This is a genomic window from Microbacterium sp. lyk4-40-TSB-66, assembly GCF_030209475.1.
GTDB lineage: Bacteria > Actinomycetota > Actinomycetes > Actinomycetales > Microbacteriaceae > Microbacterium.
Window position 1 is genome coordinate 408811 of record NZ_JARVRW010000001.1, and the last position, 22627, is coordinate 431437.

A 22627-nucleotide genomic window follows, 5' to 3' on the forward strand; every position below is an offset into this window, starting at 1 on the left:
ACGGGCGGGGGATCAGACAGCATGGGTGTCCCTTCAGGAGACGGTCGTCATCGACGCGTGCTCCACGGATTCGTCGTCGAACCCTGGTCGAGGTGGTGGCGTCGCTCACGGTAGCTCAGATTGTTCCCGCTAACAAGGGCCGGTTGCGCGCGCAGTCCTCGCGTTCATCGCGTCCGCATGGAAAGGCGCGAGCGACTTCGCGACGGCAGCCCCGACGTCGGTCGGAGCCGGTCGTGTTTCGTCCGGCGCTGCTTCACGCGGCGCCGTTCGCGCTGCTCAGGCTCGCCAGACCGGCGGATGGGGGAGCGGCCCCCGGCGTCCCTCGAGCTGCGCGGCGAGGGACAGCAGCGTCGCCTCGCCGCCGGGACGCCCGACGAGCTGGACCGAGACGGGGTGGCCGGTGGCATTCGCCGTGACGGGCACGGTCATCGCGGGCAGACCCGCGACGTTGACGAAGCTCGAGTAAGGCGCGTACTCGACCTGCATCGCGAACGTGCGCTCGGGCGAGTGCCCTGCATACGCTCCGATCGGCTGCGGCGGCTGGGCGAGGGCGGGGGTGAGGACCGCGTCGAACGCCGAGAAGTCCGCGACCGTCCGCCGTTCGAACGCCCGAGCGGCGGCCAGACCATCGAGCAGGTCGAGCGCCGAGAGGCGTCGCCCCTCCTGCACGAGCCAGGCGGTCAGGGGCTCCACGACGGCGAGATCCGCCTGACTCAAGGGGATCCGCGCCGCGCTCGCGCGCCACAGCACCCGGAAGAGCGCCGCGTAGCCCCGCGGATGCCATGCCGCGTCCTCCACCTCGTGCCCGCTGTCGCCCAGCCACGCGGATGCCGTCTCGAACGCGGCACGGGCGTCGGGATCGAGGCGGATGTCCTCATCGTCGTCCCACGGGGAGACCGTGGTCGTGCCCACGCGGAGCCGGGTCGGCTCTCGCCGCGCGGCGTCGACGAACGGACCGCCCCCGGGCGCCGCCGTCGCGTACCGGAACGGCGCCAGACCGACGAGGGCGTCGAGGAGGTGGGCCGCATCCTCGGCTGAGCGCGCGATCGGGCCCGTCACCGACAGTCCGTCGGGGGAGTCGAAGCCCGAACCGATCGGCAGACGCCCGCGGGAGGGTTTCAGTCCCACCACTCCGACGGTCGCGGAGGGGATGCGGATGGAGCCGCCGCCGTCGGAACCCACGGCCGCGGGCAGGAATCCGGCCGCGACGGCGACGGCCGCGCCGCCGCTCGACCCGCCGGCGCCGGCCGACGGCCTCCACGGATCGCGTGCCGGGTCGTGGATGAGCGGCTCGGTGAATCCGGTGAGCCCGAATTCCGACGTGCTCGTCTTGCCGACGTTCACCGCACCGGCGGCGTCGAGGGCGCGCGCGAGCGGATCGGATGCCGTCGGCACGTGGTCGGCGCGGGATCGCGAGCCGTACCGGGTGGGCACGCCCGCGCGGGCGACGAGGTCCTTGTCGGCGAGGGGGACACCCCACAGCGACCCCGCCGACGGATTCCGGAGCCGCAGGGCATGCTCGCGGGCAGCGCTCGCGCTGACCTCGGCGAACGCACCGAGATCGTCGAGCCGCTCGATGCGATCGAGGTAGTGCTCGGCCACCTCGGAGGGGGAGAGCTCACCCGCGCGCAGCGCTCCGGTCTGGGCGACGAGCGACAGATCGTGCAGGCGTGGCATGGATCGAGACTACGACGCTCGTCGTGGCGACCGTCGCCGCGGGACCCGCGTCAGATCCAGTACTCCGGGGTGGTGAGCAGGGCCCGGGTGTCCTCGCCGCTCCGACGCAGTCGCCCCTTGGCCGGCACGCCCACGAGCACGCTGTCGGCGGGGGCGTCACGCGTCACGACGGCGTTCGCGCCCACCACCGTGCCGGCACCCAGGGTGATGGGACCGAGGATCTTGGCTCCGGCACCCACGGCGACGCCGTCATGCAGGGTGGGGTGGCGTTTGCCGCCCTCGCGCTGCCGCCCGCCGAGGGTGACGCCGTGGTACAGCATCACGTCGTCACCCACTTCGGCGGTTTCGCCGACGACGACACCCATGCCGTGGTCGATGAAGAAGCGGCGCCCGATCGTCGCCCCGGGGTGGATCTCGACGCCGGTGAGCCACCGGGTGATCTGCGAGAGGGCCCGCGCCGGGAAGCGCAGACCACGTCGCCACAGGCGGTGGGCGACGCGGTACGACCACACGGCGTGGAGCCCCGGGTACAGCAGAGCGATCTCGAAGGCGCCGCGCGCCGCGGGGTCGCGGAGCTTGGCTGAGGAGACGTCTTCGCGGATGCGGGAGAGGACCCCCACCGTCAGTCTTCGCGCAGGTGCTCGTACAGCGCCGTCGAGAGGTAGCGCTCGCCGTACGACGGGATGATCACGACGATGTTCTTGCCCGCGGCCTCGGGACGACGGGCGACCTCGAGAGCGGCCCAGATCGCCGCACCCGACGACATGCCGACGAGGATGCCGTCTTTGGCGGCCGTCTCGCGGGCGAGGCGGATGGCGTCGTCGAACTCGACGTCGATGACCTCGTCGAGGATGTCGCGGTCGAGGATCTCGGGCACGAAGTTCGGGCCGATGCCCTGGATCTTGTGCGGGCCGGGGTGGCCCTTGGTGAGGATGGGGGAGTCGGCCGGCTCGACGGCGACGATCTGCACGCCGGGGACGCGCTCCTTGAGCACCTGACCGACACCCGTGATGGTTCCGCCGGTGCCGATGCCGGCGACGAAGTAGTCGACCTTGCCGTCGGTGTCGCGGAGGATCTCCTCGGCCGTCGTCCGACGGTGGATGGCGGGGTTGGCCTCGTTCTCGAACTGGCGGGCCCAGACGGCACCCGGGGTCTCGGAGACGATGCGCTTGGCCTCGTCGACGGCGAGCTTCATGCCCTTCGTGGGGTCGGTGAGCACGAGCTCGGCGCCGAAGGCCTTGAGCAGGATGCGACGCTCCTTCGACATCGAGGCGGGCATCGTCAGGATGACCTTGTAGCCGCGCGCGGCGCCGACCATCGCGAGGGCGATGCCGGTGTTGCCGCTCGTGGACTCCACGATCGTGCCGCCGGGCTGCAACTCGCCGGATGCCTCCGCCGCGTCGACGATCGCGATGCCCAGACGGTCCTTGACGCTGGATGCGGGATTGTAGAACTCCAGCTTCAGCAGGATCTGCGCCTCGGTCCCCTCTGCGACGCGGTTCAGCCGCACCAGAGGCGTGTCGCCGAACGCGGTGGTGATGTCGGGGTGGATGCCGGGCATGGGGCGCCTTTCGCCGTCGGTCAGAACGCGATCATCCTAAGCGAGCCGCCCGGGGCCGGTTCTGTGTATGACGCCCCGCTACTAAGCTGGTGCCCCGTCATGCTCGAGACGCCTCCGCCCCCTGTTTCCCCCGCTCTCGTCGGCGACGTCGTCCGCGAGACCGCCCGCCGCTTCGGGGTGGCCGGTGTCCCCGATCCGCAGGTCGATGCCGAGCTGCTCGTCGCCCACGTGCTCGACACGTCGCGCGGGGGAGTGCAGGCCGCAGCCGTCCGCGGGGACCGGATGCCGCCCTCCGCCCTGTCGGCACTGGCCTCTCTCGTCGACCGACGCTGCCAGCGCGAGCCGCTGCAGCATCTGACGGGCGTCGCTCCGTTCCGCTCCCTCGAACTGGCCGTGGGTCCGGGCGTCTTCGTCCCCCGACCCGAGACCGAGATGGTGGCCCAGCTCGCGATCGATGCGCTCCGAGCCGTGGCATCCGAGTCCCCGATCGCGGTCGACCTCGGAACCGGCAGCGGCGCGATCGCCCTCGCGATGGCGACCGAGGTGCCGCACGCGCGCGTCTTCGCCGCCGAGAACTCCGTCGACGCGTTCATCTGGACGAAGCTGAACCACTCCCGCGTGGGTGCCGACAACCTCACCCTCGCCTTCGCCGATCTCGCCGTCGCCTTCGCCGACCTCGACGGCACCGTGTCGGTCGTCGCCTCCAACCCGCCCTATGTGCCCGACGACGCGATCCCGCGCGACCCCGAGGTGCGCCTGTTCGATCCGCCGGCGGCGCTGTACGGCGGACCCGACGGCTTGGATGCCGTGCGTCGACTCAGCGAGGTGGGTCTGCGTCTCGCCCATTCCGGCGGCGTCATCGTGCTCGAGCACGGAGAGTGGCAGGGTGAGGCGATACGCGGCATCCTGTCCGCCGACGGATGGCGCTCGGCCGCCACGCACACCGACCTCACGATGCGCGACCGCGCGACGACGGCCATCCGTCCGTGACCGGGCTCTCAGCGGGGCACGACTAGACTGACGCGCGACATGTCACCCGTCTACGACTGCCGTGACGAGTCGCAGCTGCTGTCCGGGATGCGCCACGCGCGTCAGGCGATCGGCCGAGGCGAACTCGTCGTGCTCCCCACCGACACCGTCTACGGAATCGCCGCCGACGCGTTCAATGCGCGCGCCGTCGCGGGGCTCCTCGAGGCGAAAGGCCGGGGACGCCAGCAACCGCCGCCCGTGCTCGTGCCGGGCATCGCGACGCTGCGCGCCCTCGTGGCCGAGATCCCGCCCGCCGTCGACGACCTCGTGCGCGAGTTCTGGCCGGGCGGGCTGACCATCGTCCTGCCCGCGCAGCCGTCGCTCTCGTGGGACCTCGGCGACACCCACGGGACGGTCGCGGTGCGCATGCCCGCGCAGAAGCTGACGCTCGAGCTGTTGGAGGAGACGGGACCCCTCGCCGTCTCGAGCGCGAACCTGACCGGCATGGCGGCCGCCGTCGACATCGACTCCGCCCGCGACATGCTGCGCGACACCGTCGCCGCGTACCTCGACGCCGGTCCCAGCGAGACTGGCGTCGCCTCGACGATCATCGATGCCACGACTCTGGTCGGCGGTGCCGAGCCCCAGGTGCGTGTGCTGCGCGAAGGCGCCATCTCGCGCGAGCGCCTGCGCGAGGTGCTCGGCGATCTGCTCGAGCCCGACCCCGAGGACGCCGTCGACCCGGTCGTGCCGTCGGCCGAGGCGTCGCCGGATTCCGAGGCGCCGGGTCCGTGACCCAGTATCTCCTCATCATCCTGTTCACGGCGGCGGTCACGCTCGCGCTGTCGTGGGTGGTGTGGAAGCTCGCCCTGCGGTTCAAGCTCTATCCCGGCATCCGGGAACGCGACGTCCATCAGACGCCGACGCCCCGTCTGGGCGGGGTGGCGATGTTCCTGGGTGTCGCCGCGGCGTTCGCCCTGTCGAGCAGCAATCCCTACTTCGCGATCCTCTGGGCCGACCCGGTGCCGGTGCTGTCGCTCCTGGGTGCCGTCCTCCTCATCGTCCTGGTGGGGGTCGCCGATGACCTGTGGGACCTCGACTGGATGATCAAGCTCGGCGCGCAGTTCATCGCCGCGGGCATCATCGCGTGGTTCGGACAGCTGCAGATCCTGTCGTTGCCGATCGGGGCCCTCACGGTCGGATCGGGGTGGGTGAGCTTCCTGCTCACCGTGTTCGCGCTCGTGGTCGTGATGAACGCCGTCAACTTCATCGACGGGCTCAACGGCCTCGTCGCGGGCGTCTGCCTGATCGCCAACGGCGTGTTCTTCGCGTACTCCTACCTCCTGGTGCGCGACACCGGAGCGAGCACCTACTTCAACCTCGCCTCGTTCATCGCCGCCGTCCTCATCGGCGCGTGCCTCGGGTTCCTCCCCATGAACTGGACGCCGGCGAAGCTGTTCATGGGCGACGCGGGCGCGCTCATGCTGGGTCTGCTGATGGCCAGTTCGGCCATCGCGATCACCGGCCAGCTCGATCCGGCCGTGCTCGACCCCGAGAAGATCGGTCGCTCGCAGCTGCTCGGTGCCTTCATCCCGATCCTGCTGCCGGTCGTCATCGTGCTGCTCCCTCTGCTCGATTTCGGACTGGCGGTCCTGCGACGCCAGTGGGCCGGCCGCTCGCCCTTCTCGCCCGACCGCAAGCACCTGCACCATCGCATGCTCGACATGGGCCACAGCGACCGCGACGCCGTGCTCATCTTCTACAGCTGGACCGCCGTCGTCAGCCTCGCGTTCCTGCTGATGTACATCGGAACGCAGCAGAGCTGGCCCGGCGACTACCTCATCGGCATCCTCTTCGGCCTCACCGGTGTGGCCGCGTGCGCCGTTCTCACCCTCCTTCCCTCACAGCACCGTCTGCGGCGGTTGACCCGTCGTGCCCGACCCACCCGACCGGAGACCCCCTCATGAGCAGTACGACGCCCGACGCCCGCCGACCCCTTTCGAGCACGCCGGTGTTGCGCACCGCCCTGGTCTGGGGTGGGATCGTGACCGCCGCGCTGCTCGTGGTGGGGGCGATCGTCGGTTTCACCGTCGGGGGAGCGCCCGGTCTCGGCAGTGCCCTGGCGGGAGTCGCCGTCAGCGCGATCTTCCTGGCCGTCACGGCGACCAGCATCCTGGTGGCGAACCGGTGGTACGGCGATCCGCTCTACGTCCCGATCTTCTTCGGGATCGTCCTCGGAGGGTGGCTGCTCAAGCTGGTCCTGTTCATCGTCGCCATCGCCGTCCTGCGAGGTCAGGACTGGGTCGACCTCGTCGTCTTCTACGTCGCGCTCGTGATCAGCGTGCTGGCTTCGCTGGCGGTGGACGTCGTGGTGCTCATGCGCATGCGCATCCCCAGCGCCAGCGACGTGACGCTGCCCACCGACCCCGACGCCGGCGACCGTCGCGCGTGAGACCACGGGGCGCCTAGCCCACAGCGAGGACAGCCGCCGCGCATTAGTCCGGCGGCGAGAGGAACCTCCGGCCCGACACGTGGACAGCCTGGGAGTTTGATAGGGTGGCATACGTACCCACCCGCGATCGGAACTCTTTTCCAGGTCTCCTCATCGGGTACCATCACCGACCATCGTCGCAACGGTTCACACCGATGCCCCGAAGCTGGAGCCAGCGCTGACTACTCAAGCTGCGACCCTGATCACGAACTTCGCGTCCGCGGGTGCCGAGTTCCACCCGCCGTCCATCTCGGAATTCTTCCCCGATGCGGTGCTGTTCGAGGGCACGATCTTCGCGATCACGCGTATCAACCTCACGCAGATGCTGGCGACGCTGGCCCTCGTCCTCTTCCTCGTGCTCGGCACGCGGCGTATGAAGATCGTCCCCGGGCGCTTCCAGAGCGTCGCCGAGATGGGCCTCGACTTCGTTCGCGTCAACATCGCCGAAGACATCCTGGGCAAGAAGGACGGGCGTCGGTTCCTGCCCATCCTCACCACGATCTTCTTCATGGTGCTGTTCATGAACATCACGGGTGTCATCCCGTTCCTGAACATCGCCGGCACCAGCGTCATCGCCGTGCCCATGCTGCTCGCGATCGTCGCCTACGTCACGTTCATCTACGCGGGCATCAAGAAGAGCCCCGGGGGCTTCTTCAAGAACGCCCTGCTGCCCTCGGGCGTTCCGTGGCCGCTGTACATCATCATCGTCCCGCTCGAGTTCCTCTCGACCTTCATCATCCGCCCCGTCACGCTGACGCTGCGTCTGCTGATGAACATGGTCGTCGGTCACCTCATGCTCGTGCTGTTCTTCTCGGCGACGCAGTTCTTCGTCGTCGGGCTCGGCGGCTGGTGGACGGCGCTCGGCGCCGGATCCCTCGCCTTCGGTCTCGCCTTCACCCTGTTCGAAATCTTCGTCGCCTTCCTCCAGGCGTACGTCTTCGCGATCCTCACCGCGGTCTACATCCAGCTCGCGGTCGCAGAAGAGCACTGAGCGGCCCGGCGCACGCCGAGCCACCCAACGAAAGGAAAAAACCCGTGGACGCAACTACGGTTCTCGCCCAGGTCACCGGTAACGTCGCCACGATCGGCTACGGCCTCGCCGCCATCGGCCCCGCCATCGGCGTGGGCATCGTCGTCGGCAAGACGATCGAGGGTGTCGCCCGTCAGCCCGAACTCGCGGGCCGCCTGCAGGTCCTGATGTTCATCGGTATCGCCTTCACCGAGGCGCTCGCCTTCATCGGTATCGCGACCGGCTTCATCTTCACCTGATCCGGCCGCTCTCGACTCACTGTAAGGAGACAGGATGCTGAACGCTCTTGTCACACTCGCCGCGGAGCCCGCGGGCGAAGAAGCGCAGAACCCGCTCCTGCCTGCCGCGTACGACATCATCTGGTCGGCGGTGTGCTTCGTCATCATCGCCATCGTGGTGTGGCGTGTGGCTCTGCCGCGCATGGCGAAGCTGCTCGACGAGCGCAGTGCGGCCATCGAGGGCAACATCGCCAAGGCCGACGAGGCCCAGCGACAGGCCGAGGCCGCCCTCGAGGAGTACACCGCCCAGCTTGCCGAAGCGCGCAAGCAGGCCGGTGAGATCCGTGAGGGCGCGACGCAGGACGGTCGCAAGATCGTCGCCGAGGCGAAAGAGACCGCCGCCACCGAGGCTGCGCGCATCACCGCCAGCGCGCACGCGCAGATCGAGGCCGAGCGTCAGACGGCTCTCGTGCAGCTGCGCACCGAGGTCGGTACCCTCGCGGTCGACCTCGCCGGCAACGTGATCGGTGAGACGCTGACCGATGACGCGCGTGCGAACGCCGTGGTCGACCGCTTCCTCGCCGAGCTCGAGGCCTCCGAGAAGGCGGCCAAGTAATGGGCAGCGCGACCACTCAGGCCCGCACCGCGACGTCGGAGGCGCTGGCCTCCACGTCGGGCGTCGATCTCGACGTCGCGCGCGAGCTGTTCGCGGCCGTCGCCGCCGTGAGCGGCTCGGCGCAGCTGAGCGGCGCGCTGTCCGACTCGTCGGTGCCGCCCGCCGCGCGTGCGGGTCTGGTCTCGGCGGTCTTCGGTCCGTCGTACCAGCCGGCGACGGTGGCGCTGCTCTCCAGCGCCGCCCAACAGCGCTGGTCGAACTCCGGCGAGTTCATCGAGGGGCTCGAAGAGCTCGCCGTGCAGGCGACCTCGGTGGCCGAGCCGGCCGACATCGAGGCGGAGCTGTTCTCGTTCTCGCGCACGGTCGCATCCAATGGCGAGCTCGAGCTCGCGCTGGGTGGTCGCCTCGGCGGTGCCACGGCGAAGAGCGACCTCGTCTCGAAGCTGCTCGACGGACGCGCCAGTGCCGGCACCGCGCTCATCGTCTCGTCGCTGGTGGAGCACGCCCGCGGTCGGCGGGTGCGCGCTCTGCTGCGCCGGGCCGAGCGCATCGTCGCCGACCAGCGTGCACGCATCGTCGCGACGGTGTACGCCGCCACCCCGCTGCGCGACGACCAGCAGGTCCGCCTGCAGAACTCCCTCAGCGCGCGATACGGCTCAGCGGTCACGCTCAACACCGTGATCGACCCGACGGTGCTCGGCGGACTGCGTGTGCAGGTCGCGGACGACATCATCGACGCGAGCGTGTCCGCACGTCTCGCCGACCTCCGCCAGCGGATCGCAGGCTAAAGACTTTCCGCCCGAGCGGGCGTGGATCTGGGGGCCGAGTGCCCCACGAACGAAGGAAGACAATGGCAGATCTCTCTATCAGCCCCGACGTCATTCGTGACGCGCTGAAGGACTTCGTCAACGCCTACGAGCCCACCGGCGCTGCGGCGACCGAGGTCGGCGCCGTCGTCGACGCGGCCGACGGCATCGCGCACGTCGAGGGCCTTCCCGGCGTGATGGCCAACGAGCTCATCCGCTTCGCGAACGGCACTCTGGGCCTGGCTCAGAACCTCGACGAGAACGAGATCGGTGTCGTCGTGCTCGGCGAGTTCTCCGGCATCGAAGAGGGTCAGAGCGTCACCCGTACGGGTGAGGTGCTCTCGGTCGGCGTCGGTGACGGCTACCTGGGTCGCGTCGTCGACCCGCTCGGAAACCCGATCGACGGTCTCGGCGAGATCGCGACCGAGGGTCGTCGCGCATTGGAGCTGCAGGCTCCCGGCGTCATGCAGCGCAAGAGCGTGCACGAGCCGCTGCAGACCGGTATCAAGGCCATCGACGCGATGATCCCGGTCGGACGCGGACAGCGTCAGCTGATCATCGGCGACCGCCAGACCGGCAAGACGGCCATCGCGATCGACACGATCATCAACCAGCGTGCGAACTGGGAGTCCGGCGATGTCGACAAGCAGGTGCGCTGCATCTACGTCGCCATCGGTCAGAAGGGTTCCACCATCGCCTCGGTGAAGGGTGCCCTCGAAGACGCCGGCGCGATGGAGTACACCACCATCGTCGCGGCCCCGGCCTCCGACCCCGCCGGCTTCAAGTACCTCGCCCCCTACACCGGTTCGGCCATCGGCCAGCACTGGATGTACGGCGGCAAGCACGTCCTCATCATCTTCGACGACCTGTCGAAGCAGGCCGAGGCGTACCGCGCCGTGTCGCTGCTGCTCCGCCGCCCGCCGGGCCGCGAGGCGTACCCCGGTGACGTCTTCTACCTCCACTCGCGTCTGCTCGAGCGTTGCGCGAAGCTGTCCGACGAGCTCGGTGCAGGTTCGATGACGGGTCTGCCGATCATCGAGACCAAGGCGAACGACGTCTCGGCGTACATCCCGACCAACGTGATCTCGATCACCGACGGACAGATCTTCCTGCAGTCCGACCTGTTCAACGCCAACCAGCGCCCCGCGGTCGACGTGGGTATCTCGGTCTCCCGCGTCGGTGGCGACGCTCAGGTGAAGTCGATCAAGAAGGTCTCGGGCACGCTGAAGCTCGAGCTGGCCCAGTACCGCTCGCTCGAAGCGTTCGCGATGTTCGCGAGCGACCTCGATGCGGCGTCACGTCGTCAGCTCGCCCGTGGAGCGCGTCTGACCGAGCTGCTCAAGCAGCCGCAGTACTCGCCCTACCCGGTCGAGGAGCAGGTCGTCTCGATCTGGGCGGGTACGAACGGGAAGCTCGACACCGTCGAGGTCTCCGACGTGCTCCGCTTCGAGCGCGAACTCCTCGACTACCTCCGTCGCAACTCGACGGTGCTCGACACCCTGCGTGAGACCAACGCGCTCGGTGACGACACCCTCGCCGAGCTCGAGAAGCACGTCGATGCCTTCTCGAAGGAGTTCCAGCCCGGCAAGGACCAGAGCGTCATCGGCGCAGAGAAGGTCGACGCCGCCGGCGCGGAAGACGTCAACCAGGAGCGGATCGTCAAAGGCCGTCGCTGAGTAGCGACGACACGAGAACGGAATCATGGGCGCACAACTGCGGGTCTACAAGCAGAAGATCTCTTCTGCTCAGACGACCAAGAAGATCACGAAGGCGATGGAGCTCATCGCGGCCTCTCGCATCCAGAAGGCGATGGCGCGTGTGCGCGCGGCGTCGCCCTTCGCGAAGGCCGTGACGAACGCCGTCTCCGCCGTGGCGACGTACTCGTCGGTCGATCACCCGCTGACGACCGAGCGCGAGAACATCCGCCGATCGGCCGTGGTCATCTTCACGTCCGACCGCGGCCTCGCCGGCGCGTTCAATTCGCAGATCCTCCGCGAGGGTCTCGAGCTGAGCGAGCTGCTGCGGTCGCAGGGGAAAGAGGTCGTCTACTACCTGGTGGGGCGCAAGGCCGTCGGATACTTCCAGTTCCGTCGCATGCCGAGCGTCGCACAGTGGGTGGGCGACACCGACACCCCGCAGTTCTCGACGGCGGAGGCCATCTCGGATGCCGTCCTCGAGGCGTACCGGGCCGGCGGCGAGAACGACGGCGTCGATGAGATCCACCTCGTGTACAACCGTTTCGTCAGCATGATGACCCAGTCGCCGGAGTCCGTGCGTCTCCTTCCCCTCGAGGTCATCGAGGCGGACGAAGCACCGGCGCAGTCCGAGGTCTACCCGCTGTACGAGTTCGAGCCCGACGCAGAGACCGTGCTCGACGCGCTTCTGCCGACGTACGTGCAGAGCCGTATCTTCAATGCCCTCCTGCAGTCGTCGGCCGCGAAGCACGCCGCGACCCAGAAGGCCATGAAGTCGGCGAGCGACAACGCCGACAAGCTCATCACCGACTACACCCGCCTGCGCAACAACGCGCGTCAGGCGGAGATCACGCAGCAGATCGCCGAGATCGTCGGCGGCGCCGATGCCCTGGCATCCGGCAAGTAAGTTCCCAAGGAGAGAAGAAGCCATGAGCCTCACCGCCGAGAAGACCGACGCGGCCGTCGTCGGACGCGTCGCGCGCGTCACCGGCCCGGTCGTCGACATCGAGTTCCCGCATGACGCGATCCCCGAGATCTACAACGCGCTGAAGACCACGATCACCATCGGTGACCAGTCGACCGAGATCACCCTCGAGGTCGCCCAGCACCTCGGTGACGACCTCGTCCGAGCCATCTCGCTCAAGCCCACCGACGGCATGGTCCGCGGTCAGGAAGTGCGCGACACCCGCGGCCCCATCTCGGTGCCCGTCGGAGACGTGACCAAGGGCAAGGTGTTCGACGTCACCGGTGAGGTGCTCAACGGCGTTCCCGGTGAGACCATCGAGGTCACCGAGCGCTGGGGCATCCACCGCAAGGCGCCGAGCTTCGACCAGCTCGAGTCCAAGACCGAGATGTTCGAGACCGGCATCAAGTCGATCGACCTTCTGACCCCCTACGTGCAGGGTGGAAAGATCGGCCTCTTCGGTGGCGCCGGTGTCGGCAAGACCGTCCTCATCCAGGAGATGATCCAGCGCGTCGCGCAGGACCACGGTGGGGTGTCCGTGTTCGCCGGTGTCGGTGAGCGCACTCGTGAGGGCAACGACCTCATCGCCGAGATGGAAGAGGCGGGTGTCTTCGACAAGACCGCCCTCGTGTTCGGCCAGATGGACGAGCCGCCGGGAACGCGTCTGCGCGTCGCCCTGTCGGCCCTGACGATGGCGGAGTACTTCCGCGACGTGCAGAAGCAGGACGTGCTGTTGTTCATCGACAACATCTTCCGCTTCACGCAGGCCGGCTCCGAGGTCTCGACGCTGCTGGGCCGCATGCCCTCGGCCGTGGGTTATCAGCCCAACCTCGCCGACGAGATGGGTGTGCTCCAGGAGCGCATCACCTCGACGCGTGGCCACTCGATCACGTCGCTCCAGGCCATCTACGTGCCCGCCGACGACTACACCGACCCGGCCCCGGCGACGACCTTCGCGCACCTCGACGCGACCACCGAGCTCTCGCGTGAGATCGCGTCGAAGGGCCTGTACCCGGCCATCGACCCGCTGACGTCGACGAGCCGCATCCTCGACCCCCGCTACATCGGTGCCGACCACTACCGCGTGGCCACCAATGTGAAGCAGATCCTCCAGAAGAACAAGGAACTGCAGGAGATCATCGCCATCCTCGGTGTCGACGAGCTCTCCGAGGAAGACAAGATCGTCGTGTCGCGTGCACGTCGCATCCAGCAGTTCCTCTCGCAGAACACCTACATGGCGAAGAAGTTCACCGGCGTCGAGGGCTCCACGGTCCCGATCAAGGAGACCATCGAGTCGTTCGACGCGATCGTCAAGGGTGACTTCGACCACGTCGCCGAGCAGGCGTTCTTCAACGTCGGTGGCATCGCCGACGTCGAGGCCAAGTGGGCGCAGATCCAGAAGGAGAACGGCTGACATGTCGTTGCGCGTGAGCCTGGTGTCGGCAGACGCCGAGGTGTGGACGGGGGAGGCGACGCTCGTCGTCGCCAAGACCGTCGAGGGTGAGATCGGCTTCATGCAGGGGCATGAGCCGGTGCTCGCGATCCTCGCCCAGGGCGAGGTGCGCATCACCCGCACCGACGGCACGAAGATCCTGGCCAACGCCGAGGACGGCTTCCTGTCGATGGCGAGCGACGAGCTGACCATCGTCGCCGGAAACGCCTCACTCGTCTCCTGACGCCGCTTCATCGCTGACGCGCGTCGCCCGATCATCGGGCGGCGCGCGTCGTTGTTTTCCCGGAGTGCACATGCTCGTCCTGCTTCCCCCGTCCGAGACCAAGCGCCCCGGAGGCGAGGGCGCGCCGCTCGATCTCGACCGCCTCGCCTTCCCGACCCTCCGTGAGCCGCGTGAGGCCGTCGTGGACGCCCTGGTCGCTCTTTCAGCCGATGAGGACGCAGCCGCACGAGTGCTCAAGCTAAGCGCGAGACGTCGTCACGAGATCGCCGACAACGCGGCCCTGCGCACCGGGCCCACGATGGCCGCCGTGGACCGCTACACGGGAGTGCTCTACGACGCGCTGGATGCCGCGTCCCTCGACGGCGAGGCGCGGGCCTGGCTCGGCGCACATGTCGCCATCCAATCGGCTCCTCTGGGGCCGGTGGGCGCCCTCGACCGGATTCCTACCTATCGACTGGCGGCGGGCACGTCGCTCCCGGGCGTCGCGTCGCTGCGCCGCGTGTGGGCTGACGCGGTCCGCGCTGCGGTCGCGGCTCGTACCCCCGACTTCGTGCTCGACCTTCGATCCGAAGCGTACGTCGCCCTCGGGCCCCTCCCGTCGACGGTCGCGTCGGCGTACATCCGCGTCGTGACACCGACACCGGGGGGAGCGGCACGCGCACTGAACCACTTCAACAAGCACGCGAAGGGGGCGTTCGTGCGATCGCTCGCGCGGCATCGACCGTCGATCGGCGACGTCGACGACCTCCGAGCGTCGGCGGAGTCGATGGGGTGGACCATCGTCGACGGGGTGGACGGTGAAGTCGCCCTGGTCGTCCGAGGATGAAGACGCGTCTTTCAGTGTTCTCACAGCTTCGCTAGCATGTGAGCGCACGGGGCGCACGGATGCTTCGTCGCGCACTCGCCTGGAAAGGAATCCACATGAGTGACTCGTCTTACACGTACGACGACGGGAGCGGCTTCGCGGCCCTCGCGTTCCTGATCGTTCTTCTGCCCCTGCTGCTCATCAGCATCTTCGCGGGGTACATCATCTCGTCGTTCTTCCTCATGAAGATCTTCGAGAAGGCCGGGGTGCAGGGCAAGTGGCGCGCCTGGGTGCCGATCTACAACACGCTCGTCGCCGCGAAGCTCGGCGACGTCTCGCCGTGGGCTTACCTCATCGTGGTGGTCGGCGCGAGCGTCCTGAGCAACATCCCGGTCATCGGCTTCGTCTTCGGTCTCGTCGCGGTCGCGGCGAGCGTCGTGGTCGCCTGGCGGATCGGTCTGAAGTTCGGCAAGGACTGGCCGTTGTTGCTTCTGTGGCTCATCCCCGGCATCGGAACGTTGATCTGGCTCGGCATCCTGGCCTTCGGGTCCGCCCGCTGGAACCCCGCCATCGCGCCCGCACCGTGGGCGAACACCGTCGCCGCGGACAAGACCGTCTGGGACGGCATCCCGGTGCAGCCCAGCCAGTCCGTCTCCGGCACCGGGGGCCCCGGCTACGGTGGCCCCGGCTACGGTGGCCCCGGCTACGGTGGCCCCGCGACGGGCTCCACGCCGCCTCCGGCCCCGGGCACCACGCCTCCGCCGCCCGCACCGCCGCAGTACTGAACCGGGGAAGGGCCTCTCGCACTGCGGGAGGCCCTTCGTCGTCTCCGCAGTCGGGCTCGCGTGGTACTGCGCAGCGGGCGCGCCATCAGGGCTCGCGCGAGCAGCGCACGGCCGGCTGCGTGGCGGACGCTTCAGGACCCCCGTTGGCCCGCCGCACGAGCGAGGTTCGCGGGTGGCGTCCGGGCGTCTACTAGGATGACAGGGCCGTGCGTATCCGCCGGCGCTGTCGTCGGCCAACCGGAGGATCGTTCGTGCCCGAGGTGACCACCCACACGCGCAACGTCCCGTTGGGGTCGACGACGCTGCAGCTGTCGTGGGCTGCCGGCACCGACACGGGCCGCCGGCGCGAGGTCAACCAGGACGCCGTCCTCGCCGAGTTCCCCCTCTTCGTCGTCGCCGACGGAATGGGCGGTCATCTGGGTGGGGAGATCGCCAGCGCGAGCACGGTCGACCGCCTGCGTGCCGTCGTCGAAGGTGGCGCGGTCTCGACCAAGAACATCGAGAAAGCGCTGTCGCGGGCGGTGAAGGACATCGTCTCGCACCCCGAGACCACCGACGAGGGCACCGGGACGACGCTCACGGGGGTCTACCTCGAGACGCACACCGAAGAGCCCCACTGGGTGACGCTGAACATCGGCGACTCGCGCGTGTACGTGCTGCGTGACGGCGAGATCGTCCAGGTCACCACCGACCACTCCGTCGTCCAAGAGCTCATCGCCGCGGGTCGCCTCAGCCCCGAAGAGGCCGAGAACCACCCTTACGGCAACGTCATCACCCGCGCCGTCGGACCCAGCGACAGCGTCAAGCCCGACTACCTGCGACTCGACGTCCTCGACGGCGACCGCTTCGTGATCTGCTCGGACGGACTCACCAAAGAGCTCACCGATTTCGGCATCCGTCACTTCCTCGAGGCCAACTCCGACCCCGCCGCCGCGGTCGAGGCGATGATGGCGGCGGCCCTTGAGAACGGCGGCCGCGACAACATCACGATCGTCGTCCTCGACGTCGTGCGTCGCGACTCCTGACACAGCGCGCCACCCACGCGGCGGTGGCGCACCGGTCCCGCCCTCCGTCGTGACGCCGGACGTCCCGGCCGCCCGGCACGAAGACTCCGCTTGACCGCGATAGGCCGCGGATCCTACGTTCGGGACATGACCGCTGCACCCGAACGCACGTCCGGCAAGGGCCTGGCCACCGGCACCCTGGGTTTGTGGGGCTCGACCGTGATCGGTCTGGCATCCACCGCCCCGGTGTACTCCCTCGTGGCGACCCTGGGCTTCGTCGTGCTGGCGGTGGGATCGTCGGCGCCGATCGCCTTCATCATCGCGTTCATCCCGATGCTGTTCATCGCCTTCGCCTATCGCGAGCTGAACAACGATGTGCCCGATTGCGGGACGACGTTCACCTGGAGCACGAAAGCCTTCGGGCCGTGGATCGGGTGGATGGGCGGGTGGGGCGTGGCCGTGGCCGGCATGGTGGTGCTGGCGAACCTCTCCCAGATCGCGGGCATCTACCTCTGGTCGCTGATCGGCGACGGATCGCTCGCAGAGAACGTGCCGCTCGTCACGGCGACGGGCGTGGCCTTCATCGCGGCGATGACGTACGTCAGCTACCGCGGGGTGGAGATCGGCGAGCGCATCCAGAACGTCCTGCTCGGTGTGCAGTACCTCGTGCTGGCGCTGTTCGTGGTGCTGGCGCTGTGGAAGTTCTTCGACGGTACCGCCCCCAACCCGACCCCCTTCGACCTCGCCTGGTTCAACCCGTTCGGCTTCAGCGACTACAGCGGCTTCATCGAGGCGGTGCTGCTGGCCCTGTTCATCTACTGGGGATGGGACACGTGCCTCGCCCTCAATGAGGAGACGAAGGACCCCAAGCGCATCCCCGGTCGGGCGGCACTGCTGACGACCGTGATCCTGCTCGGCACGTACGTCACGGTGACGGTCGCTGCGATGATGTATGCCGGTGTCGGCGAGGACGGCGCGGGACTGGCGAACCCCGAGAACGCGGATGACGTGTTCCTGGCGCTCAAAGACGGGCTCTTCGGTCCGTTCGGGTGGGTGCTCATCGTCGCGGTGCTCATCTCCGCCGTGTCCTCGACCCAGACGACGATCCTCCCCACCGCGCGCGGAACCCTGGCGATGGCGGCGTACAAGGCCCTCCCGCGCCGCTTCCAGACGGTGCACCCGCGCTACCGCACGCCGTCGTTCTCGACCCTCGTGATGGGCATCGTCGCGAGCGTCTACTACGTGGGCATGACCCTCATCAGCGACGACATCCTGCAGGATTCGATCCTGTCCCTCGGTCTGGCGATCGCGTTCTACTACGCCATGACCGGATACGCCTGCGTCTGGTACTTCCGCCGTGAGCTGACCTCCTCGGCGAAGAACCTCGTCACCCGTGGCATCCTGCCGCTTCTCGGAGCCCTCATGCTCACGTACGCCTTCATCCAGTCGGCGATCGACATGTACGACCCCGAGTACGGCAACACCGTCCTGCTCGGGATCGGGGGGACCTTCGTCGTGGGGATCGGCGCGCTCGCGATCGGTGTCGTGCTGATGGTGATCTGGTTCGCCTTCCCCGGCGCGAAGCCGTTCTTCCGGGGCGAGAGCCTCAACCGCGACACCGAGGTGCTCGTGCCCGACGAGCCCATCGCCTACCCGAGGTCGGTGGACGGCGGGATGTGAGGATCGGCCGCCGTCGTCAGACGGCGGCGCGGATCGCGCCCACCTCGCGTCCGCCCCCGAGGACCGACAGCGAGAGGTGCGAAACGGCGTCGGCGACGGCTTCCGGCGTCAGAGCGCCGGTGCGTTCCAGCAACCGCAGCGCCACGACGTGGCCGGCGCGGTTCGATCCGTCGAGCATCTTCAGGGCGACGGTCGTGCCGTCGGGGGCCGTCATGACCTGCACGCCCTCGGCGCCCATCTTGCTGAAGACGCCGAGGCGCTCGATGACGACGGTGTCGGGGCGGCCCGGGCCGTCGATCGTCCAGGGGTGCTCGCGCACGGCGCGCACCAGCGTTCCGGCGCTGCGGTGCAGCGCGAAGGGGGACCGCTCGGACGACGTGGCGATGCGCTGGATGGCGCGGGCGAGGCCCACGAGGCTCATCGCGTACACCGGTGCCCCGCAGCCGTCGATCGCGGTGGTGGTGAGTCGCTCGCCGATGAGGCGCTCGATCACCTCGCGGATGTGCACCTGGAGGGGGTGCTGCACGTCGAGGTAGTCCTCGATCGACCATCCGTTGGCGACGCACGTCGACAGCATCGCGGCGTGCTTGCCGGAGCAGTTCATGCGGAGGGGCGAAGGAGCCCCGTGATCGCGGACGAGCTCGTCGCGGGACGCAGCGTCGGAGGGCCACGCGGCGGGGCAGCCGAGGTCGTCCTCGGTCAGACCCGCCGACTGCAGGATGCCGCGGGCCACCTCGACGTGCTGCTCGGTGCCGCAGTGACTCGCCATCGAGATCGCGAGACGTTCGTCGGCGAGGTCGACCCCGGCCGAGAGGCACGCGAGCGCCTGCAGGGGCTTCATGCTGGAGCGGGGGAGGAAGGCGGCCGTGGCGTCGCCGAGGGTGAGCTTCTCGGACCCGTCGGGGGCCAGGACGACCGCGACACCGTGGTGCCGCGACTCGACGAATCCGTTGCGGTCGACGACGGCGAGCTCGGCGAAAGCGGGGGGCGTGGGCATCCCTCCATGGTATCCCGGCCGCCTCCTTCGCCACCGGTGGCTCCGGGGCGAGCCCGGACGGACGGAGCGGCCCGCTCGGACGCGGGGGGCGGCAGACTGGGGGCATGAACGGAGAGCATCACTACCGCTTGCGCTCGACCTGGACCGGCGATCGGGGGAGCGGCACCAGCGGCTATCGCGATTACGACCGCGCCGTCACCCTGGAGGTCGAGGGGAAGCCGGCCATCGCGGCATCCGCCGACAAGCCCTTCCGGGGCGACCCCGCCAAGTGGAACCCGGAAGAGCTGCTTCTCGCGGCCCTCAGCGAGTGCCATCTGCTGTCGTACCTGCACGCCTGCACTACGACCGGGGTCGTCGTCACGGCCTACGAGGACGACGCGACCGGCACGATGCAGGAGGACGGCAACAGCGGGGGAGCCTTCACCGAGGTGGTGCTGCGCCCCCGCGTGCGGGTCGCGGAGGAATCCATGGTGGATGCCGCGCGCGCGGCGCACCGACAGGCGCGCGAGTGGTGCTTCATCGCGAACTCGGTGAACTTCCCCGTGCGCCACGAGGCGGAGATCACCGTCGGCCGAGGATGATCTCGGCGGCCGCGACGACGGCGGCGGAGCCGCCGGCGTGAGCAGGGCGTCGTACAGTGAGCGCATGGAGCTCGAACCGGCCCTGCGCCGCCTCGACCGGCTCGCCGGCGGGCGGGCGGCGGATCACCGCGTCGCCGTGTCCGACGAGCCGAAGGTGCGGCGCGCTTTCCGCGCGATGACGATCCTGCTGGCCGCCGGCTTCGTCCTCGGGGTGGCCACCGTCGTCGTCGCCTCCGTGATGACGCTGAACGGCGGCGACGTGGGGTTCGCGGTGTGGATGCGCTGCCTCGTGGTGCTGGCGATCACCACGACGCTGTTCTACTTCCTCTGGCGGGCACGCGCGGGGTGGTACTGGGCGTTCCGGCGTCTGCAGTTGTTCAGTCGCATCTTCCCCGTCGTCGCGCTCGTCCTGGCGGCCATCCCCGGCCTCTACCCGTTCTGGGTGGTCACCGAGCAGATCCTGTTCGCGATCCTGCTGATCGGCGTCTCGGACTACCTGCAGTCCGACGCGGTACGCGCGGCGTACCCGAAGCCGCAGCGCTGAGACACGGCATCCGGATGCCGGTGCGCCGGTGTCTGCGGGCCCGGCTTCTCTCCGCGGCATCGGGCGCTCCGAGGAACCACGGGACGACGGAACCCCGCCGGCAGGACGCCGACGGGGTTCCGATCGTGAGGAGGGCGCTCAGCGCACGTCGTCGTCGATCCAGTCCATGGACTTCGAGACGGCCTTCTTCCACAGGCGCAGCTCGCGCTCGCGCTCGCCGGAATCCATGTTCGGCTCCCAGCGCTTGTCCTCCTGCCAGTTGGCGCGGAGGTCGTCGAGGTTGTCCCAGAACCCGACGGCCAGACCCGCGGCGTAGGCGGCGCCGAGAGCGGTGGTCTCGGCCACGACCGGACGCACGACCGGGACGCCGAGGATGTCCGCCTGGAACTGCATGAGGGCGTCGTTGGCGGTCATGCCGCCGTCGACCTTCAGCTCGGCGAGGTCGACGCCGGAATCGGCGTTGACGGCGTCGAGGACCTCTCGCGTCTGGAAGGCGGTGGCCTCCAGTGCGGCGCGGGCGATGTGGCCCTTGTTGACGTAGCGCGTCATTCCGACGATGGCGCCGCGGGCGTCTGGACGCCAGTAGGGGGCGAAAAGACCCGAGAACGCGGGGACGAAGTACACCCCGCCGTTGTCGTCGACGCCCGAGGCGAGGGCTTCGACCTCGGGGGCCGAGGAGATGATGCCGAGCTGGTCGCGCAGCCACTGGATGAGCGACCCGGTGACGGCGATCGACCCCTCGAGCGCGTAGCGGGCGGGCTGCTCGCCGAGCTTGTATCCCAGCGTCGTCAGCAGCCCGTTCTTCGAGTGGACGATCTCCTCGCCCGTCTGGAAGATGAGGAAGTTGCCCGTGCCGTAGGTGTTCTTGCTCTCGCCCGGATCGAAGGCCGCCTGGCCGAAGGTCGCGGCCTGCTGGTCGCCCAGGATGCCGGCGATCGGGGTCTCGCGAAGCAGCGACGAGGACTCCACCGCACCGTAGACCTCGGAGGAGGAGCGGATCTCGGGCATCATCGAGCGGGGGACACCGAAGTCGGACAGGATGTCGTCGCGCCACGAGAGCGTCTCGAGATCCATGAACAGCGTGCGGCTCGCGTTGGTGACGTCGGTCGCGTGCACGCCGCCATCGGTGCCGCCGGTGAGGTTCCACAGCACCCAGGTGTCGGTGGTGCCGAAGATGAGATCGCCGGCCTCGGCCTTCTCCCGGGCGCCGTCGACGTTCTCGAGGATCCAGACGATCTTCGTGCCCGAGAAGTAGGTCGCCAGCGGCAGGCCCACGACGCTCTTGTAGCGCTCGGGGTCGCCGTCGGCGAGGCGGTCGACGATGGACTGCGTGCGCGTGTCCTGCCAGACGATGGCGTTGTACACGGGCTTGCCGGTGTTCTTGTCCCACACCACCGCGGTCTCGCGCTGGTTGGTGATGCCCACCGCGGCGATGTCGTGGCGGGTGATGTCGGCGCGGCTGAGGGCCAGGCCGATCACCTCCTGGGTGTTGCGCCAGATCTCGAGGGGGTCGTGCTCGACCCACCCCGCGCGGGGGAAGATCTGCTCGTGCTCCTTCTGTCCGACGGAGACGACGCTCCCGGACTTGTCGAAGATCATCGCGCGGGTGGAGGTCGTGCCCTGGTCGATGGCGAGGACGTAGTCAGCCATGAAGTGACTCCTTTGTCTTGTTTCGGGGAAGAGGTGGGAAAGCGGCCGGGGCGCCGGTTGCGGCGCCCCGGGGATCACGAGCCGAGGCCGAGGAGGACGGGCGCCAGCAGACCCGCGAGCAGACCACCGACGAGGGGGCCGGCCACGGGGACCCAGGCGTAACCCCAGTCGCTGCTGCCCTTGCCCTTGATGGGCAGGATGGCGTGGGCGATGCGGGGTCCGAGGTCACGGGCGGGGTTGATGGCGTAGCCGGTCGGGCCACCCAGCGAGGCGCCGATACCGACCACGAGCAGGGCCACGGGGACAGCCGCGAGACCGCCGATGCCTCCCGGGACGCCGATGTCGGCCACGCCGTAGTCGCCGAAGCCGAAGATCACGAACACCAGGACGAAGGTCGCGATGACCTCGGTGAGGAAGTTGAAGCCGTAGGAGCGGATGGCGGGACCGGTCGAGAAGACGCCGAGCTTGGCGGCGGGGTCGGGCTCGTCGTCGAAGTGCTGCTTGTAGGAGGCCCAGGCGAGCACGGCACCGATGATGGCACCCACCATCTGCGCGGCGACGGCCACGAGGAACTGGACGAAGACGATCTTGCCGGCCACCAGCAGGCCGATCGAGACCGCGGGGTTCAGCTGGGCGCCGGAGTACGCGGAGACGATGACACCGGCGAAGACCGCCAGGCCCCATCCCCAGTTGACCATCAGGGTTCCGCCGGCGTTGCCCTTGGTCTTGGCAAGGGCCACGTTCGCGACCACGCCGCAGCCCAGCAGGATGAGCATCGCGGTGCCGACCACCTCCGAGAGGAAGTACAGCCCCAGGTTCACTTCTTGCATGTCGTCATCGACCTTTCTTCGGTCACCCGGACAACTTCGGCGCGGGTGA

The 22627-nt window shown here is 68.9% G+C and carries 24 protein-coding genes; 18 read left to right on the forward strand and 6 right to left on the reverse strand.

The genetic code is table 11. The features are described 5' to 3' along the window. Nucleotides 1–276: 276 nt before the first annotated feature. Genes QRO03_RS01810 through cysK form a run of 3 tightly spaced genes read right to left on the reverse strand, consistent with a single transcriptional unit; the run spans nt 277 to nt 3238 of the window. Nucleotides 277–1677 carry an amidase gene (locus QRO03_RS01810; RefSeq protein WP_285135812.1) on the reverse strand — a complete coding sequence of 467 codons (1401 nt, stop codon included), beginning with the start codon at nt 1675–1677 and terminating at the stop codon, nt 277–279. A 50-nt stretch (nt 1678–1727) separates the two neighbouring features. Next, nucleotides 1728–2297 (reverse strand): serine O-acetyltransferase EpsC, encoded by a 570-nt coding sequence (epsC, locus tag QRO03_RS01815; protein ID WP_285135813.1) that lies wholly within the window; start codon nt 2295–2297, stop codon nt 1728–1730. A 2-nt stretch (nt 2298–2299) separates the two neighbouring features. Then, nucleotides 2300–3238 (reverse strand): cysteine synthase A, encoded by a 939-nt coding sequence (cysK, locus tag QRO03_RS01820; RefSeq protein WP_285135814.1) that lies wholly within the window; start codon nt 3236–3238, stop codon nt 2300–2302. Nucleotides 3239–3337: 99 nt separating this feature from the next. On the opposite strand from cysK, the gene prmC reads away from it, so the two are divergent. From prmC to QRO03_RS01900, 16 genes are all read left to right on the forward strand, one after another. Continuing rightward, nucleotides 3338–4228 carry a peptide chain release factor N(5)-glutamine methyltransferase gene (gene prmC, locus QRO03_RS01825; protein WP_285135816.1) on the forward strand — a complete coding sequence of 297 codons (891 nt, stop codon included), beginning with the start codon at nt 3338–3340 and terminating at the stop codon, nt 4226–4228. A 39-nt stretch (nt 4229–4267) separates the two neighbouring features. After that, nucleotides 4268–5002 carry an L-threonylcarbamoyladenylate synthase gene (locus QRO03_RS01830; RefSeq protein ID WP_285135817.1) on the forward strand — a complete coding sequence of 245 codons (735 nt, stop codon included), beginning with the start codon at nt 4268–4270 and terminating at the stop codon, nt 5000–5002. Beyond that, nucleotides 4999–6174 (forward strand): MraY family glycosyltransferase, encoded by a 1176-nt coding sequence (locus tag QRO03_RS01835; RefSeq protein ID WP_285135818.1) that lies wholly within the window; start codon nt 4999–5001, stop codon nt 6172–6174. Before QRO03_RS01830 ends, QRO03_RS01835 begins: the two co-directional genes overlap by 4 nt. Next, the gene (locus tag QRO03_RS01840) at nt 6171–6659 is read left to right on the forward strand and encodes a Cg1360 family ATP-synthase-associated protein (RefSeq protein ID WP_285135819.1); all 489 of its coding nucleotides are present in this window, start codon (nt 6171–6173) and stop codon (nt 6657–6659) included. The genes QRO03_RS01835 and QRO03_RS01840 overlap by 4 nt, the downstream gene beginning before the upstream one ends. Before the next feature lie 310 nt (nt 6660–6969). After that, nucleotides 6970–7689, forward strand: a complete 720-nt coding sequence (gene atpB, locus QRO03_RS01845) for a F0F1 ATP synthase subunit A (protein ID WP_374206528.1) — start codon at nt 6970–6972, stop codon at nt 7687–7689. Nucleotides 7690–7733: 44 nt separating this feature from the next. Then, on the forward strand, nt 7734–7967 hold the full coding sequence (atpE, locus tag QRO03_RS01850) for a F0F1 ATP synthase subunit C (RefSeq protein WP_043360904.1): 234 nt from the start codon (nt 7734–7736) through the stop codon (nt 7965–7967). A gap of 34 nt (nt 7968–8001) precedes the next feature. Further along, nucleotides 8002–8562, forward strand: coding sequence for a F0F1 ATP synthase subunit B (locus QRO03_RS01855; RefSeq protein WP_285135820.1), 561 nt, complete (start codon nt 8002–8004; stop codon nt 8560–8562). Further along, the gene (locus QRO03_RS01860) at nt 8562–9350 is read left to right on the forward strand and encodes a F0F1 ATP synthase subunit delta (RefSeq protein ID WP_285135821.1); all 789 of its coding nucleotides are present in this window, start codon (nt 8562–8564) and stop codon (nt 9348–9350) included. The genes QRO03_RS01855 and QRO03_RS01860 overlap by 1 nt, the downstream gene beginning before the upstream one ends. Nucleotides 9351–9412: 62 nt before the next feature. Continuing rightward, the gene (gene atpA, locus QRO03_RS01865) at nt 9413–11044 is read left to right on the forward strand and encodes a F0F1 ATP synthase subunit alpha (protein WP_285135822.1); all 1632 of its coding nucleotides are present in this window, start codon (nt 9413–9415) and stop codon (nt 11042–11044) included. 25 nt (nt 11045–11069) lie between these two features. Then, the gene (locus tag QRO03_RS01870; RefSeq protein ID WP_183418135.1) at nt 11070–11969 is read left to right on the forward strand and encodes a F0F1 ATP synthase subunit gamma; all 900 of its coding nucleotides are present in this window, start codon (nt 11070–11072) and stop codon (nt 11967–11969) included. A gap of 22 nt (nt 11970–11991) precedes the next feature. Then, nucleotides 11992–13440, forward strand: coding sequence for a F0F1 ATP synthase subunit beta (gene atpD, locus QRO03_RS01875; protein ID WP_055958085.1), 1449 nt, complete (start codon nt 11992–11994; stop codon nt 13438–13440). A 1-nt stretch (nt 13441) separates the two neighbouring features. Next, the gene (locus QRO03_RS01880; protein ID WP_285135823.1) at nt 13442–13702 is read left to right on the forward strand and encodes a F0F1 ATP synthase subunit epsilon; all 261 of its coding nucleotides are present in this window, start codon (nt 13442–13444) and stop codon (nt 13700–13702) included. Nucleotides 13703–13772: 70 nt separating this feature from the next. Further along, complete coding sequence (locus tag QRO03_RS01885; RefSeq protein ID WP_285135824.1) at nt 13773–14528, forward strand: YaaA family protein; 756 nt, start codon at nt 13773–13775, stop codon at nt 14526–14528. 95 nt (nt 14529–14623) lie between these two features. Next, nucleotides 14624–15292 (forward strand): large exoprotein, encoded by a 669-nt coding sequence (locus QRO03_RS01890; protein WP_285135825.1) that lies wholly within the window; start codon nt 14624–14626, stop codon nt 15290–15292. A gap of 251 nt (nt 15293–15543) precedes the next feature. Next, nucleotides 15544–16317: a PP2C family protein-serine/threonine phosphatase gene (locus QRO03_RS01895; RefSeq protein ID WP_285135826.1), complete on the forward strand. Its 774-nt coding sequence runs from the start codon at nt 15544–15546 to the stop codon at nt 16315–16317. Between the two features lie 126 nt (nt 16318–16443). After that, nucleotides 16444–17976 carry an APC family permease gene (locus QRO03_RS01900; protein ID WP_285135827.1) on the forward strand — a complete coding sequence of 511 codons (1533 nt, stop codon included), beginning with the start codon at nt 16444–16446 and terminating at the stop codon, nt 17974–17976. 16 nt (nt 17977–17992) lie between these two features. Here QRO03_RS01900 and QRO03_RS01905 read toward each other — a convergent pair whose 3' ends face one another. Beyond that, on the reverse strand, nt 17993–18973 hold the full coding sequence (locus QRO03_RS01905; RefSeq protein WP_285135828.1) for an asparaginase: 981 nt from the start codon (nt 18971–18973) through the stop codon (nt 17993–17995). A gap of 104 nt (nt 18974–19077) precedes the next feature. On the opposite strand from QRO03_RS01905, the gene QRO03_RS01910 reads away from it, so the two are divergent. Together QRO03_RS01910 and QRO03_RS01915 are read left to right on the forward strand one after the other, a co-directional pair. After that, the gene (locus QRO03_RS01910; protein WP_285135829.1) at nt 19078–19554 is read left to right on the forward strand and encodes an OsmC family protein; all 477 of its coding nucleotides are present in this window, start codon (nt 19078–19080) and stop codon (nt 19552–19554) included. Nucleotides 19555–19618: 64 nt separating this feature from the next. Next, a complete protein-coding gene (locus QRO03_RS01915; protein ID WP_285135830.1) occupies nt 19619–20098 on the forward strand; it encodes a hypothetical protein in 480 nt (159 codons plus the stop codon). A 138-nt stretch (nt 20099–20236) separates the two neighbouring features. Here QRO03_RS01915 and glpK read toward each other — a convergent pair whose 3' ends face one another. Beyond that, nucleotides 20237–21748 (reverse strand): glycerol kinase GlpK, encoded by a 1512-nt coding sequence (gene glpK / locus QRO03_RS01920; RefSeq protein WP_285135831.1) that lies wholly within the window; start codon nt 21746–21748, stop codon nt 20237–20239. Between the two features lie 74 nt (nt 21749–21822). Beyond that, complete coding sequence (locus tag QRO03_RS01925; RefSeq protein ID WP_285135832.1) at nt 21823–22578, reverse strand: MIP/aquaporin family protein; 756 nt, start codon at nt 22576–22578, stop codon at nt 21823–21825. Between the last annotated feature and the right edge of the window lie 49 nt (nt 22579–22627).

Excerpts from the sequence above, each read along its gene's own strand:
- QRO03_RS01890 (WP_285135825.1), top strand. The coding sequence starts at position 14,624 with ATGAGTGACTCGTCTTACACGTACGACGACGGGAGCGGCTTCGCGGCC.
- atpD (WP_055958085.1), top strand. The coding sequence starts at position 11,992 with ATGAGCCTCACCGCCGAGAAGACCGACGCGGCCGTCGTCGGACGCGTC.
- QRO03_RS01855 (WP_285135820.1), top strand. The coding sequence starts at position 8,002 with ATGCTGAACGCTCTTGTCACACTCGCCGCGGAGCCCGCGGGCGAAGAA.
- QRO03_RS01810 (WP_285135812.1), bottom strand. The coding sequence starts at position 1,677 with ATGCCACGCCTGCACGATCTGTCGCTCGTCGCCCAGACCGGAGCGCTG.
- QRO03_RS01880 (WP_285135823.1), top strand. The coding sequence starts at position 13,442 with ATGTCGTTGCGCGTGAGCCTGGTGTCGGCAGACGCCGAGGTGTGGACG.
- QRO03_RS01840 (WP_285135819.1), top strand. The coding sequence starts at position 6,171 with ATGAGCAGTACGACGCCCGACGCCCGCCGACCCCTTTCGAGCACGCCG.
- QRO03_RS01905 (WP_285135828.1), bottom strand. The coding sequence starts at position 18,973 with ATGCCCACGCCCCCCGCTTTCGCCGAGCTCGCCGTCGTCGACCGCAAC.
- cysK (WP_285135814.1), bottom strand. The coding sequence starts at position 3,238 with ATGCCCGGCATCCACCCCGACATCACCACCGCGTTCGGCGACACGCCT.
- QRO03_RS01830 (WP_285135817.1), top strand. The coding sequence starts at position 4,268 with ATGTCACCCGTCTACGACTGCCGTGACGAGTCGCAGCTGCTGTCCGGG.
- prmC (WP_285135816.1), top strand. The coding sequence starts at position 3,338 with ATGCTCGAGACGCCTCCGCCCCCTGTTTCCCCCGCTCTCGTCGGCGAC.
- atpA (WP_285135822.1), top strand. The coding sequence starts at position 9,413 with ATGGCAGATCTCTCTATCAGCCCCGACGTCATTCGTGACGCGCTGAAG.
- QRO03_RS01925 (WP_285135832.1), bottom strand. The coding sequence starts at position 22,578 with ATGCAAGAAGTGAACCTGGGGCTGTACTTCCTCTCGGAGGTGGTCGGC.
- QRO03_RS01900 (WP_285135827.1), top strand. The coding sequence starts at position 16,444 with ATGACCGCTGCACCCGAACGCACGTCCGGCAAGGGCCTGGCCACCGGC.
- QRO03_RS01885 (WP_285135824.1), top strand. The coding sequence starts at position 13,773 with ATGCTCGTCCTGCTTCCCCCGTCCGAGACCAAGCGCCCCGGAGGCGAG.
- QRO03_RS01915 (WP_285135830.1), top strand. The coding sequence starts at position 19,619 with ATGGAGCTCGAACCGGCCCTGCGCCGCCTCGACCGGCTCGCCGGCGGG.
- QRO03_RS01870 (WP_183418135.1), top strand. The coding sequence starts at position 11,070 with ATGGGCGCACAACTGCGGGTCTACAAGCAGAAGATCTCTTCTGCTCAG.
- glpK (WP_285135831.1), bottom strand. The coding sequence starts at position 21,748 with ATGGCTGACTACGTCCTCGCCATCGACCAGGGCACGACCTCCACCCGC.
- QRO03_RS01860 (WP_285135821.1), top strand. The coding sequence starts at position 8,562 with ATGGGCAGCGCGACCACTCAGGCCCGCACCGCGACGTCGGAGGCGCTG.
- QRO03_RS01910 (WP_285135829.1), top strand. The coding sequence starts at position 19,078 with ATGAACGGAGAGCATCACTACCGCTTGCGCTCGACCTGGACCGGCGAT.